Origin of the sequence: Plectonema radiosum NIES-515 (assembly GCF_025753815.1) — a bacterium.
Taxonomy (GTDB): Bacteria; Cyanobacteriota; Cyanobacteriia; order Cyanobacteriales; family Nostocaceae; genus Hassallia; species Hassallia radiosum_A.
The window spans coordinates 18,251-31,802 of record NZ_JAOWRF010000107.1; the positions used below are offsets into that span (position 1 = coordinate 18,251).

Here is a 13,552-nt window from a genome sequence, read left to right on the forward strand (position 1 = left end):
TTTAATGGCTCAATGCCATTAAATTAAACACAGCACACCCTCCCCAGGTTGCTTCGCGCTCCCCTGGGGTATCTCGCGGAAAAACAAGATGAAAAGTAATAAACAAGAAATTCTCCCTCTGGAGACAACTGTGATGAACTGGCACAATGAGCCTCTTATCTGGGACACCCAAAATAGCACCATTAAAATTACCTCAAGTCAAAAGACAGATTTCTGGCGCAAGACCCACTACGACTTCATCAGCGATAATGCACACTTCTATTACAAACAAGTCAAGGGAAATTTTCTTGCAGAGGTGAAAATTAGTGGTCAGTATAAGGATCAATACGACCAGGCAGGATTGATGGTGCGTTTGGATGAAGTCAATTGGCTGAAGTGTGGGATTGAACTAATTGATGGCGTGCTACAAGTTATTGTTGTAGTTACCCACGATTACTCAGACGTGTCGGTTGTCTCAATACCACAAAACCTCTCTTCGATTTGGATGCGTGTGATTCGACAGGGATCAGCCTTGGAAGTACTCTACTCTTTAGAGGGGGAGAAGTACACCATGCTCAGAATGGCGCATCTGACATCGGTTGAGACTGTGAGTGTGGGGGTTATGTGTGCCTCACCAACTGGGAACGGCTTCCCTACGACCTTTGAAGGATTCAAAGTCGAATGTCATGGGTAGGGTAATTGAACAGTTGTAGCTCGTATAAGAATTGTTGGCTGGTTAGTAGAAATAGGAATCTAGTGAAGCCATAATCAGGAGAAAGTATCTTGGATCAGCAATTTGTTCAGATAGACTCAGAAGTTATAAGTGAAGAAAGTACTGAAACGCCCTTGCTGCTAGGAGTTGAGTCAAAAGCGGTTAAGAATGGCGAAAAAATAAAGACACTACCTACAGTCAGCGATGAGGATCTGCGTAAAATTGATCGCGAATGTCTCTCGTGGGGAGATACTGTCCACTATCAAGAGAACCCCATCATCGTCACTGGTTGTGAGGGAGGGTTAGTTTTTGACAACGAAGACAACACCTACATCGATACAGGAATGTGGCATTCAAGCTGTAACTTCGGGTATCGAAATCCAGAGATCGAATCGGAGGTTTTAGGACAATTCAATACGCTCCCCCAAGCGTGTGGTGACTTCCTACATCGCGAGAAGTTGTTGATAGCCAAACAGGTGGTCGATGCCATATATGAAAGGACTGGGGTAAAGGGTCGGGTATCCTTCAATGTAGGCGGCTCCCTCGTGGTAGAGGACGCGCTGAAGATCGTTCGCAAGAATACGGGAAAGAACAAGGTAGCTGTGATGATGGGCGGTTACCACGGGCGCTCGCTGGCGACGCTGAACCTTTCTTCCAGTCACCGCTATCGGCAGTATTTTAACGAGTTTCCAGAGCGGGCGATCATGTTTCCGTTTGCTAACTGCTCTCAGTGTTTCTATGAAAAGAAAAGAGAAACCTGTGATTTATACTGCGCTCGCATGATCAGTAAGGCTTTTGAAAACGAATATTATGGCATTGCCAGCGCGACTAGTTCGGAGATAGGTGCGATGGTTATAGAGCCTTGCCAAGGGCGGGGCTACACGATCCCTCCGAAGGATTTTTATCAGAAATTCATCACGGATTTGCGCGAGCGTGGGATTCTGATTGTAGCTGACGAAATTCAAGTGGGTATGTACCGTACCGGAAAGTTGTTCGCTTTTGAACACTTTGGGTTCGTCCCAGACATTATCACCTTGAGCAAATCGTTCACGAATGGACTGAGTCCGGTGAGCTTAGTATGGGCAAGAGCAGACTTAGTGGATCCAGAAGTCTTCACGCCAGGACATGCCCACAGTAACTTTGCGAATCACCCACTGGGTACGGCAGCCGCATTGGCAACGTGGCGCTATATGATGGCACAGGACTATGAAACTTCAGTACCAGCCAAGGGCGAGTACTTTCAAGCTAAGTTGCGCCAACTGCAAGTGCTTCATCCCTTTGTCTACAGCGTCGATGGGTTGGGACTGCTCCTGAATATGGTTTTTGCGGATGAAAGGGGTGTACCGTATCGCAATTCTGCACAACTTGCAGCGGCGATCGCGCAAGACAACGACTTTACATGGCTTGGAAAGACCTGGCGAATGATTATCCAAACCGGGGGATACGACCTCAACGTCCTGAAGTTCGCCCCCCATCTTGACATCAGCTACGAGGAAATTGACCGTATCATTGGGGTTCTCGATCAGGTGCTGCAAAAGCTAGGTCTGATGCTTTCTTGCCAATCCGTACCTGAAGGAGGTGTCAATTGAAAGCCGCAGTTCTATACGGAGCCAATCAGGTAGAGATCCGTGAAGTAAGCGTCCCAGGAAATGTCCAATCCGGAGAAGTGATTGCAGATGTGGAATTTGTCGGAGTCTGCAAGACAGACCAACAACTGACAATGGCGGGCTTGGATGAAGAGCGCATCTTGGGTCACGAGGTAGTCTGTCGGCTACCTCAGGAAAAAGGCTATTTTGCCCTAAATAACGAGATTTCCTGCGGTCAATGCACCTATTGCCGAGAGCAACTCACCAGTCACTGCCTCAATTTGCAGGAACTCGGTGTCAACCACGACGGTGGATATGCCCAGAAAATGCGCGTACCGAGGAAGTCCTTGCATCCCTTTGAGTTGGACAATCCAGCCTTGGGGGCGCTGATCGAGCCGATGAGTTGTGCGGTTCGGGGAGCTGGTCGCATTCTGGCTGCTACCAATTTGTTGTCGGTATCCCGACCAAAAACCCTGATTATCGGTGGAGGACTTTCGGGTGTTCTGATTTCGTATTTGCTAAATCATTCCCCCAACTTCGATGGAGAAATCTACCTGTACGACATCACTAAAGCGCCGCTTCCTTGGGTAGATAGATTGGGCATTCAACGGGTCGAGGTGCCAGAACCTGATCAGGCGCACTTAATCGTCGAGTGTTCGGGTTCGCCAGATGGTCTTGCCACTGCGCTGCGTCTGGTACGCAAGGCTGGTATAGTATGCATCTATGGTGTTCCCAAGCAAGGGATTTCCTTACCAGTATCCCCACACGAGCTATTTATGCGGGAAATTACTGTGATCACATCCTTTGCAGGTGCCACAGACGAGACTATGGGAGCAGCGATCGCTCACATTAAGCGCGACGAAGAATTCTTTGAGCAACTCCTGGGTCGGATGATACCTCTAGAGAAGCTTCCAACCGAACTAACCGTCTGGTGTCCCCAACCTGGTACGCGCACCGTTGTGGACATGAGCGCTTGAGGAAGGTTAATCATGCTGGACATAGCTACGATCTTCGATATGGACGGTGTATTAATAGACAGCGAGCCTCTATGGTGCAGAGCGGAAGTAGAGGTATTCAACAACTTAGGAGTGCCGCTCAAAGAGAGCATGTGTTCTCAAACAATGGGCTTGCGTACCTCGGAGGTCGTCAGCTATTGGTACGCACACTTCCCTTGGACAGGTGCTAACCAGTCCGCAGTTGCCGAACGCATCCTCAGTCGGGTTGGCGAACTTGTGGCGACAGAGGGGAAGCCAATGCCAGGTGCAGTTGAAGCCGTGCAACTGTGTCGGAGGATGCACTTGCCCTTGGCGTTAGCAACTTCATCGCCAATACATTTAGTCTACTTGGTACTGAAAAGGCTAGGTTTGCAAGACGCATTCGATGTTTTAAGTTCTGCGGAAACCGAGGAATTTGGCAAACCCCATCCAGCAGTTTATTTGACGACTGCACGCCGTCTTGGCGTGCATCCAAGCAAATGTGTTGCGGTTGAAGATTCTATTCGTGGTATGATGAGTGCCAAGAGTGCTGGTATGCGATGTATCGTTGTTCCAGCAGCAGAGGAACGAGAGAATCCTCAATTTTCAGCCGCAGATATTCTGCTTGATTCACTAGAAGCGATTGATCGAGCGTGGCTAGAGCGTTTTATAAACTTATGACATTCAGCATAATTGCTTATTGACTTTGTTCGCGCTATCTTAATCTGTTACGAATAAACATCTCCAGAAAAGACGTAGAGACGTTCCACTCTTTACGTCTCTACAAGGGTTTTGGTTGACGCATATTTAATTTTCGGAGATGTCTAATGAATGGAGGTAGGACATGTCTATAACTCAAAATCTGCTGGATGAACAGATACAGAAGGAAGTGCCAAGTGCCGCTCGCCTTGCTGTAGCAGCACTGTTTTTCGTTCAGGGTGCAGTGTTTGCCAACTGGGTTGCACGCATCCCAACGGTACAAGAGAAACTTGAGTTGAGTAATGGTGAGCTCGGAGGCGTGTTACTAGGTATGGCGATTGGCGCGGTAGTCAGTATGCCGGCAACGGGGTGGTTACTCGCTCGCTTTGACAGTCGCGTGGTCACCACAATAGCAGTGCTGGGCTACTGCATGGTGCTGCCCCTGCTGGCGTTAGCTCCTAATGTGCCACTACTGCAAATGTCATTGGTGCTGTTCGGCGCTTTTAACGGAGCAACCGATGTGAGTATAAACGCTCAAGGCATTGATGTCGAGCAGCGTTACGGCAGACAGATAATGTCGTCATTTCACGGTATGTTCAGTGTTGGCGGCATGATTTGTGCAGCTGGCAGCGGTGTGTTGGCTTCTCTAGGGGTCTATCCCGTTCCACACTTGCTTGGTGCTGGGATATTGCTGGGAATAGTTGTGATTTTGGCATCAAATTGGTTGTTGTCAGCAGGTATTGAAACCGATAGTGATGAAGAACCAATGTTTGCTCTACCCACGGGAGCGCTCATCGGATTGGGGGTAGTGGCGTTTTGCGGTCTGCTGGGAGAAGGCGCGATGGCAGACTGGAGTGCGATCTACCTCCAGGGGACACTTCATACTGGACCTGGACTGGCTGCTGCTGGATACGCAGTGTTCTCGGTAACTATGGCTGTGGGTCGCTTCCTAGGAGACTGGCTCACCCAACGTCTGGGTTCAGTATGGATGATCCGCCTCGGCGGTATTGTGGCTGGTACCGGGTTGGGATTGTCTTTGGTCATTACCCAGCCTGTTACGGCGATCATCGGCTTCGCGTGTGTTGGTATTGGTTTAGCCTCTATTGTTCCGATTGTGCTTAGTGCAGCAGGACTCCTCCCAGGAATAGCCCCTGGTATTGCCCTCTCTGCGGTGACGACCGCTGGCTACTTTGGGTTCCTGTGCGGACCACCCCTGATCGGGTTCGCCGCCGATTTGGTTACCCTCCGAGGTGCTTTAGGTATTATTGTTATCCTAAGTGCAACGATCGCAGTACTAGCCAAAACTGTCCGCGTTGCCCCAGCAGAAAATAGTTAGTCAATCAAGACGATTGAATAAGCGTACAATGTCGCTCTTGTAAAGCTCTAAGTCAGGGATTTGGCAAAGCGCTGTCAGAAATCTTCAATAGAAGAAGTGATATCCGCAAAAAAGTCGAAATGAAAACCACTGTTGACACTAAAATTCATTTTCAGAATAATATGCAACAAGCAACTGTGAAACACCCTCAAATAGGTTCTGCTGCATGGGGATGGCGAGAGTTAGAAGTGCCAGAATATTTCCGTTGTGTCACTCATCTAGGTCTCAAATTAGTTGAAGTGAATGCCCATTCCCAAACCCCCAAACATTTGCTCAATACCTTTAGCGAAGAGGCAGTAGAAAAGGTGGCACACTGGGCAGAAGAGGCGGATGTAAAAATTGTCTGTTTAGCAGCAGATAATGACTTTACACTTATTAATGAATCCGACTTGGAAGCAGAAATTGAAAAAGTACGTCGCTTTGTCGATATGGCAGAAAGACTGGGGACAAAATTGATCCGAATTTTTTCAGGGGGAGATAAAGTTGAATATGTTCCGCCAGAAATGTTTACCCAGCTGCACTATGCGTTCAATTGTGTTGGGGATTATGCCGAGGATAGAGGCATTGAACTGGCGATCGAAAACCACGGTGGAGTCACAGCCACCGGTCAAAGGATGCTTCATCTGATGGAAGGGATCAAAAGTCCGGCAGTCGGGGTGAATTACGATCCAGCCAATTTTTTGATGGCAGGTGGAGATCCCCTCATGGCTTTACGCAAGATCCTACCTTGGGTAAAATATACTCACTGGAAAGATGTACGATGGGAAAATGGCAAGGCTGAATATTGTGCCTTGGGTGAAGGAGAAATGGTTTGTCAGCCAATAGTCAAGGAGCTACTCAAAGCTAATTATGAGGGGTATTGGGTGATTGAGTATGAAGAAAGTGAAGATGTGCAACGCGGTACTCAAGATAGCGTGACCTATCTTAAGCAAGTGTTCCAAGAAGTTACTTGAAAAGAATTGCTGTGGTATTTTAACGAGAATTTTTCTTATTTCGTCAGCGCGATCGCACTGGAACCGATAGCAGGGACAATTTTCACATTTTTGTTACTTGGGGGAGACTTTCGCAACTAATGCTTTTGTAGAGGAAAACCGTTCTTACTACTTGCCCTAATTCCTGGAAAGCTTGATCTAATCTATTCTTACGGCTGTAATTACTTAGTTTACACAACAAAGTAGCGCTAGATATTTTACCAGTTTTAACTGACAGAACCACCTGCCAAATATCTTGTCAGTGGGTTTCAATTTTATTCCAATCAATAGTTTCAGAGAACAAAGAATCAATATTTTTATAAACAGTCTCGCTGTCGGGACGGTAGAAATTTAAATTTTTCCAGTTACGGATGCGAGGCATTATATCAGGTTCGCTCAAATACTTATACCATTTCTGTACGAAGATGCGCCTAAGAGCGCCCACGCAGGTGGGAACTGTTCAACAAAACAAGCATTATCAAGCATTATATTCAGACACTGCCCAACAGATTTTAACTGCTGTTGCTGATTTAGATAATGATGTTCTACCTAAATTTGGTGCAAAACCCGTTCGCGCTAGCGTCTTTGAAGGAGAAGGGTGGATGAGTAGCAAGCCCTAGAGTAAAACGTGGTTCTTTTAAAACTTCGACAGGGGTAATAATAAACGCAGATTGTAATGGTGCGTCTAATATTATTCGCAAAGTAGCGATAATGGCTAAATTTGATTTAGCCGGAATCAGTAGAGGTGCATTAAGTCCCACTAAGAAAGTTCTTTTGTGGACTATAAAGAAATCCCCGTCGATGAGTGCTGGGGGAAGCTTAACCAATAAAAAAAGGGCTATATAGCCCATGAATGGATTTCAATTGATTGTGATGATGCTAGATAAGTCAAAACTAGCGCCATTCCTCAGAGGAAAAGCCTCACCCCCCTAACCTTTTTCAGATGAAATATGAAAGGGGAAGAAGGTGCGATGCAAAGTACCGCAACATATGCGGAGCGCACTTTATTTTCGTGACATCCTCTTATTTGAGAACCATTTATTTTGGATACGAAATCTTGATTTAAGCACTCGGTTCAACCCGACCGTAAAACAGACCGCGAATTTTAACTTCTTTAGGTTCGCCGGCGCCTAAATCAGTATCGGAGGGCTGTTCGCTCTCGAATGTACCAGCAATTTCACCAGTAGCGCTATCTACTTTGGCAATCGAGAGAGAAATTTTCCCTTTAAGAACTTCCGCACGCTTAACGTTAGTTCGGGTAAGGTCTTTCTTATCTGCTTGTGCCGGGAGAGCCACTGCATTATCATAGCCACTGACGACACCGCGACCTTTGGGGTCTAAAAAGGCTGCACCGCGATAAGAAGGAACTTTGAATTCGCCTTCAAAATCCGTGGAAGTATTAATACTGGTCAAACCAGGTTGTGATTTCGCAACCAAGTTTTTGATGGTGAAGAGGAAAGGTACTCGTTCACCGCCAGGTAGTTGTACAGTGGTGGCTTGGAAGTCCAAACCATCTTTTTCCACAAAAGTCAAGCTATTATCTGGGTTGACTTTTATCTCGCCTTGCACCTGGTCAATGGTGGAAGTGTATCTGGTCAACAATTTGCCCGCAATAAATTCAGCTTCTTGCCGTTTGTTAGCAGGTTCTTCTTTGATAAAGAAATTAGTCGGTTCCAAGCACAGTTCTTTGAGCAGATAAGACTGGCTAGAATCAATGGGAATGGAACCACGGCTTGTTTCTGTGAGTTGGGGGCATTTGTTAGCCAAGCCAGTGCCTCGAATTTGTTCGTAAGTGAGTAAATCCCTGCTACTAGTCGAGGGAGCATCACTACAAGCTGTTATTAGCCCCAGGCATAAAGCTAAGAATGCAACAATTAAAGCGCGATACCTCATGGTCAACCTCAATGTCAAAAATTAATATCTCAGTTGTAAAACTGGGTAGGGTCAAGGAAAAATATGGCTATTCTTCTTGTCCCATCCGGAGCAGTGCGTGGGATTTTTACCGCACACAGCTACAATCATGCGTTTTTACCCTTTTGTCATTATCGGGCTTCAGGTTGCCATCAGTAACAGTTTTTTGGTTATGGCGATCGCATCCATAGGGTAGACAATCATTCGTTGGTTGTTCAGTAGATGTCGGCACTACATACAGCCAATTGTCTTATGGAATTAAACTAAGCCAGATCATACGATTTTTTTGAAGGAAAAATCGCATCTGTTTGATTTCAGGTAAAAAAATAGCGATCGCCCAAATAATCTTGTTGCCTAACTGGCAAACCACAACATCGGTTGCGATCGCATGTGTTGCTTTTTGGCACACAAGTGTCCCAAATCCCCCCCTGCAAGATGTCTTCCTTGCTCCTCCTCAAAGTACCTCTTTGGTCAACAGCCCCAAAGCTATAAGTATTTTTTCACACTGAGGTTTACTAGCAAACAAATCAAAGCAAAAAATCTCCGGTAAATTTGAGTAGACCTCCTAAACAGATATACGGTGGCATGAACAACAGCATTAATGTTGAAGAAGAGAAGTTGTGTTTGAAATTGCAAGCGATCGCAACTGCGATACATGAAGCATCTGTGATTTGTCAAGGGGATACTATCGCGCTTTTGGCGTTGCTACGGCAGTTAGAACAGTTACACCGAGAGATCCGAGATGGGGTATTTCAAGAAAGTTTGCCTGATAACCGTCAGGCACTGTACGCACTACTCAAAGACATTGAGTCTGAGGGGGGCTGGCCCTATATTGAGCGGATGAGGATACAAGCCTTAAGAGCAAATATGCAGCAAGAAGCAGAAAAAGAAAACGACGAAGTTGAGACAAGCGATCGCAATCTTGATTGGTAATGGGTAATGGGGCATGGGCATTGGTAATAATTCTTTGCCTTTTCCATGAGTCCCTTTCCCCCTCAACAAAATTGCCCCATTGCCAATTATCGATTAGGATCTCTGGGTCTAGGGTTTTGGGGTAATATCATCACACATATGGCGATCGCGCTCTTCAACATTGTGGTTGTGCTTGAGGTAATCACTCATCCAGCTACAACCACGAAGCAGCAGGTCGTCTAAATCTAAATTCCACAAAATTATCGTGTTGTCACCACTAGCCGATGCTAGTGTTTGACCATCGGGGCTAAAGCTGACACTTAATACAGGACCTGTATGTCCATTGAGGGTTTTGATCAATTTGCCTTCATGACTCCAGAGTTTGACAGTGCTGTCCCAACTAGCAGAGGCTAGAAGTTCACCGTTGGGACTAAAAGTGACAGCGTTAACACTATCGCTGTACCCCTTTAACAAAGTTTTCAACAAGGTGCCATCCCGGCTCCAGAGTTTGACTGTGTTGTCCCAACTAGCAGAAGCTAAGAGGCGATCGGTAGGGCTAAAACTCACGCCTAAAACCCAACTTTCATGGGGTAAAAAACTTTTTAATAAAGTACCATCGCGACGCCAAAGTTTGACCGTTTGGTCATCACTGGCAGAGGCTATAACCTGACCATCGGGACTAAAATTAACGCTATTTACCCAACCCTGATGTCCCTTCAAGGTTTTTAGCAAACTCCCGTCACGATTCCAAAGTTTAATTGTCTTATCTTTAGAAGCCGATGCCAATAACCGACCATCGGGACTGAAACTGACGCTCATCACGCTATTACTATGTCCTTTGAGAGTATGAAGTAAAGAGCCGTCGCGGCGCCAAAGTTTCACAGTTTTGTCATAACTTGCTGATGCTAGCATTTGACCTTTGGGGTCAAAAGTGACACTAGCAACTTTATCAGTATGTCCCAAGAGAGTTTTATAAAGTCGAGTGACAACGCCTTTATAGGGATAAACCCCGTCTTTAAAGACGGGGTATTCGTTGTTAGTAATTTCTCGTTGCCAGAGTTTCACAGTGCGATCGCGGCTGCCTGAAGCTAACATTTTGCCATCCGCACTCCAAGCAACGCTCAAAACGCGATCCTTATGTCCAGTCAGGATCGGTAGCCTGGGGGGATTTAAGCTCCATAGTTTTACGCTTTTGTCGTAACTTGCTGATGCTAAAATTTTGTTATCTGGGCTGAAAGCGACACCGGCAACAGCATCACTATGTCCCTTCAAGGTTTTGAGTAACGCACCGCGAACACTCCAGAGGTTGATGGTATTGTCATCACTTCCTGAGGCTAGCTGTTGACCATTGGAACTGAAGCTGAGGCTCCAAACTGTACTTGTATGCTGCCGTAAGGTTTTGTAGGGACGAAACTTGAGGACATCTTGAGTACTCTTGCCACGTCGCCAAAGCATTACTTTTTTGTCTCGACCTGCTGATGCTAACAGTTGACCGTCGGGGCTGAAATTGACAGCAGTCACGCCCTTTTGATGTCCTGACAAAGTTGTGACTAAACTACCGTCTCGACGCCAGATTTTCACTGTTTTGTCATCACTTGCCGAAGCGATGAACTGACCATCGGGACTGAAAGTTACCCAATTAACCCATCCTTTATGTCCCCTCAGTATTTTTACTAAACTACCGTCGCGCCGCCAAAGTTTGATGGTTGCGTCTTTACTGCCAGTAGCTAACAACTCCCCGTCAGGACTGAAATTAACGCTATAAACCCAATCTCCGTGTCCTTTTAAGGTTTTGTATGGTTGTAGGTCAAATTCGCCATTGGTGGGGTTTCTGTGCCAAATTTGTACTGTTTTGTCGAGACTGGCGGAAGCCAGGGTTTGACCATCGGGGCTGAAACTAACGCTGCTAACAGCATCGCTATGACCTTTAAGGGTTTGAAGTAAGGTGCCGTCAGGACGCCAGAGTTTCACTGTTTTGTCGCGACTGCCTGATGCTAGTAACTGACCATCGGGGCTGAAAGTTATACCCCAGACAATATCAGTATGCCCTTCCAAGCGGTTTACCTCGGTTACTCCATAAACTGCCTGCTGGAGTGCTGTCACTACCCGCATCCGAGTATCTGGTTGAATTTTATCTGACTGTTTGAGTCGCCGCCAAGCCCGTAAACTTTCTAAGAGGGCATCAAACTCTTTATTTGAGGCAAATAGGGCTTCACTAGTCGCAGTGAGGGCACTAATTTTTAAGTTGCTTTCGCTGCGTTCGGCTCGTAAAGTTTGGAGAACTGCGGCTCTTTTTTGTGAGTCTGCTTGCCACCATAATGTTGCAATTGTGCCTAGCATGATGAAGAGCGAGAAGCCTGCTATGCGTGCTTCTCGCAGTCGTCGATGCAAAACTAAATTTAATTGCTCTTGAGAGAGTTTTTGGGCTACTTCGGCTCTAGTTTTTTCAAAGCGAACTTTTTCTAGTTCTGCGACCATTCCATAGTCGTTTTTTTGGCGAATTGGTTCAACTAAATAATCGTGAACTAGCTGGTAGCGATCGCCTTCAGCTTCCCATATTCGCAATACTAAGCCTGAACCCACCAAAATCTCTAAAATTAATTCCAGAGTGGAGACACTCAATGGCATAATTTCTTCTTTTTTATTGCCTTTCTCTTCGTCGTCTTCTTCTCTCTCTACAACAAATTCCTCTTCACCCCATTTTCGAGATAACTCGTTGTCTCCTATTACCAAAGCAGTCACAAAATCACCTTTTGTTTTTAATGGTCTTGTGCCTTTTTCATCAGTTAACTCAAACAATAATTTCCAACTCAGTTGTTCGTTTTCTCGACCACAATCTTTAATTACTTCCTCAAGCCATCGCTGTACTAGTTTTTTTGAGCCGCCACAAAGCTTGTATTGTTCAAGTGTGGTAATATTTTCGGCTTGAAGTTGAGCGCCGACTATTTGTAATTCTATTGGATGTACTTCGTCTAGTTCTCCTGCTAAATCCTCGACTAGTTGGTGAATTAATTCATCACTCAGTTCATAATGTGAACGTTGAGTCAAACTGTGGATAATGCTGATTGCATCTTGGCTAGAGAAGTTTCCTAAGTAGTAACGAATATTTTTATCGAGAATATTTTTATTAATTATTCCTAAATCGTATAATCTGCCTTGTTTATTTTCTTGACTCATGCGTTCAAATTCTAATAAATAATGCAAATAATCTTCTCGTATAGAAATAATAACTTTGATAAATGAAAAATTTAAACAAGCCGCAAAAAAATTGTAAAACTCTCTTCTATTTCCGGGATTTTTATTAATAAAAAACAATTCTTCAAACTGATCTAATATAATAATTATTATGTGATTGCGCTCGGCTAATAAACGGATTCTTTCTAGCAAAATGCTGGGAGAGCTTTCTAGATTCATTGATATTCCCGTTTGTGCCAATGCCTGATTAATACTATGTACTAAAGCTGTAACCCAATCAGTATAAACAGATAAAACAATCGGCAGAGGTATGCGTTCGCCAATTATTTTATCTTTCAAAACTGGTACTAAACCAGCTTTTAGAAGTGAACTTTTCCCAACACCTGACGGTCCATGAATTACTGTAAGTTTGCAGTCAGCACGGGTAATTCTTTCAATCAAGCGATTGATATCTTGTTGCCTTCCAGAAGCGGCAATTTCCTGGGCAAGTCCCTCAGGAATAAACGGTCTTTTTTCCAACGGCAAAACTGGATTAATTCTGTAGCGTTGTGACTGCAATTGACTAGGACCGATAAAGGCACGAAAGCCGTACTGATGCTCTATTTGAATTTTTTCTTGCTTGAGGCTAAAAGCTTCGGTGTAATCGTGGCGTCCAAAAAAGTAGAGCGATCGCAACTGCTCTAAAATCTGCAAATATAGCGATGGCTCGTATTGTACTTCACAAACTACTCTCGCCCATTCCAGATTATTGATGGCTTGCTCCCACTCACCCAAATGTCGCTGAGTCCGTGCCAGCAATAAAAGATACCAACTTTCCTGCTGTCGGGAAACGTCGGGGGCATTTTCGGAAATAAAAAGTGCAGTATTTGCTAATTCATCAGCTAGTAACCAATTAGATTCAGAAGCCGCTACATCTGCTAAAAAACCGTAATCTTGAGCCATTTGTGCAGGAGTACCATGAGTTTCATGCAGTTGCAGAGACTTTTGAGCTAATTCCTGCAATTCTTCCCAAGCTTGTAGACGTTGCAGCATATCAAGCGCAGGCAAAATAAACTTAGCAACTAAGTCTTTTCTTTGCGCTGTTTCCAATACCTCAAGACATTGCTTAAACCACAATAAAGCATCTTGCCAGTAGGTTTTGCCCAGAGTTGGGTGTAAGTCTGCCATCCTGCGATAACACAGCCCTAGGTGGAATAGTACTACCGCTTGCCCAAGTTGAGGGGAGGGGGAGAGGGGGG

General features: G+C 45.3%; 12 protein-coding genes and 1 pseudogene. 9 read left to right on the forward strand and 4 right to left on the reverse strand.

Features of this window, described 5'->3' with window-relative positions; all coding sequences use genetic code 11:
• Positions 1–133: 133 nt before the first annotated feature.
• The 6 genes from OGM63_RS07160 (at position 134) to OGM63_RS07185 (ending at position 6,278) form a co-directional block, all read left to right on the forward strand.
• Entirely contained in the window at positions 134–673 is a 540-nt protein-coding gene (locus OGM63_RS07160; protein WP_263744816.1) for a DUF1349 domain-containing protein, read from the forward strand.
• Positions 674–762: 89 nt separating this feature from the next.
• Entirely contained in the window at positions 763–2,280 is a 1,518-nt protein-coding gene (locus OGM63_RS07165; protein WP_263744817.1) for an aspartate aminotransferase family protein, read from the forward strand.
• Positions 2,277–3,254 carry a zinc-dependent alcohol dehydrogenase gene (locus OGM63_RS07170; protein ID WP_263744818.1) on the forward strand — a complete coding sequence of 326 codons (978 nt, stop codon included), beginning with the start codon at positions 2,277–2,279 and terminating at the stop codon, positions 3,252–3,254. The genes OGM63_RS07165 and OGM63_RS07170 overlap by 4 nt, the downstream gene beginning before the upstream one ends.
• Before the next feature lie 12 nt (positions 3,255–3,266).
• Positions 3,267–3,932, forward strand: coding sequence for a hexitol phosphatase HxpB (gene hxpB / locus OGM63_RS07175; protein WP_263744819.1), 666 nt, complete (start codon positions 3,267–3,269; stop codon positions 3,930–3,932).
• Between the two features lie 163 nt (positions 3,933–4,095).
• Complete coding sequence (locus OGM63_RS07180) at positions 4,096–5,286, forward strand: MFS transporter (RefSeq protein ID WP_263744820.1); 1,191 nt, start codon at positions 4,096–4,098, stop codon at positions 5,284–5,286.
• A 119-nt stretch (positions 5,287–5,405) separates the two neighbouring features.
• Positions 5,406–6,278 (forward strand): sugar phosphate isomerase/epimerase family protein, encoded by an 873-nt coding sequence (locus OGM63_RS07185; protein ID WP_263744821.1) that lies wholly within the window; start codon positions 5,406–5,408, stop codon positions 6,276–6,278.
• A 103-nt stretch (positions 6,279–6,381) separates the two neighbouring features.
• Here OGM63_RS07185 and OGM63_RS07190 read toward each other — a convergent pair.
• Positions 6,382–6,681, reverse strand: a pseudogene (locus OGM63_RS07190) (Tn3 family transposase); the annotation flags it as partial.
• Between the two features lie 64 nt (positions 6,682–6,745).
• On the opposite strand from OGM63_RS07190, the gene OGM63_RS07195 reads away from it, so the two are divergent.
• Positions 6,746–6,916 (forward strand): hypothetical protein, encoded by a 171-nt coding sequence (locus tag OGM63_RS07195; RefSeq protein ID WP_263744822.1) that lies wholly within the window; start codon positions 6,746–6,748, stop codon positions 6,914–6,916.
• Between the two features lie 442 nt (positions 6,917–7,358).
• Here the strand turns inward: OGM63_RS07195 and OGM63_RS07200 are convergent, their stop codons facing one another.
• Entirely contained in the window at positions 7,359–8,189 is an 831-nt protein-coding gene (locus OGM63_RS07200) for a photosystem II manganese-stabilizing polypeptide (protein WP_263744823.1), read from the reverse strand.
• Positions 8,190–8,295: 106 nt separating this feature from the next.
• A complete protein-coding gene (locus OGM63_RS07205; protein ID WP_263744824.1) occupies positions 8,296–8,439 on the reverse strand; it encodes a hypothetical protein in 144 nt (47 codons plus the stop codon).
• A gap of 76 nt (positions 8,440–8,515) precedes the next feature.
• On the opposite strand from OGM63_RS07205, the gene OGM63_RS07210 reads away from it, so the two are divergent.
• Together OGM63_RS07210 and OGM63_RS07215 are read left to right on the forward strand one after the other, a co-directional pair.
• The gene (locus tag OGM63_RS07210) at positions 8,516–8,716 is read left to right on the forward strand and encodes a hypothetical protein (protein ID WP_263744825.1); all 201 of its coding nucleotides are present in this window, start codon (positions 8,516–8,518) and stop codon (positions 8,714–8,716) included.
• Positions 8,717–8,759: 43 nt separating this feature from the next.
• Complete coding sequence (locus OGM63_RS07215; RefSeq protein WP_263744826.1) at positions 8,760–9,140, forward strand: hypothetical protein; 381 nt, start codon at positions 8,760–8,762, stop codon at positions 9,138–9,140.
• A 108-nt stretch (positions 9,141–9,248) separates the two neighbouring features.
• Here OGM63_RS07215 and OGM63_RS07220 read toward each other — a convergent pair whose 3' ends face one another.
• Complete coding sequence (locus OGM63_RS07220) at positions 9,249–13,481, reverse strand: WD40 domain-containing protein (protein ID WP_263744827.1); 4,233 nt, start codon at positions 13,479–13,481, stop codon at positions 9,249–9,251.
• Positions 13,482–13,552 lie beyond the last annotated feature (71 nt).

Bases quoted from the DNA above. Each gene is read 5' to 3' on its own strand.
- OGM63_RS07185 (WP_263744821.1), top strand. From the start codon at position 5,406: ATGAAAACCACTGTTGACACTAAAATTCATTTTCAGAATAATATGCAA.
- OGM63_RS07160 (WP_263744816.1), top strand. From the start codon at position 134: ATGAACTGGCACAATGAGCCTCTTATCTGGGACACCCAAAATAGCACC.
- hxpB (WP_263744819.1), top strand. From the start codon at position 3,267: ATGCTGGACATAGCTACGATCTTCGATATGGACGGTGTATTAATAGAC.
- OGM63_RS07200 (WP_263744823.1), bottom strand. From the start codon at position 8,189: ATGAGGTATCGCGCTTTAATTGTTGCATTCTTAGCTTTATGCCTGGGG.
- OGM63_RS07180 (WP_263744820.1), top strand. From the start codon at position 4,096: ATGTCTATAACTCAAAATCTGCTGGATGAACAGATACAGAAGGAAGTG.
- OGM63_RS07220 (WP_263744827.1), bottom strand. From the start codon at position 13,481: ATGGCAGACTTACACCCAACTCTGGGCAAAACCTACTGGCAAGATGCT.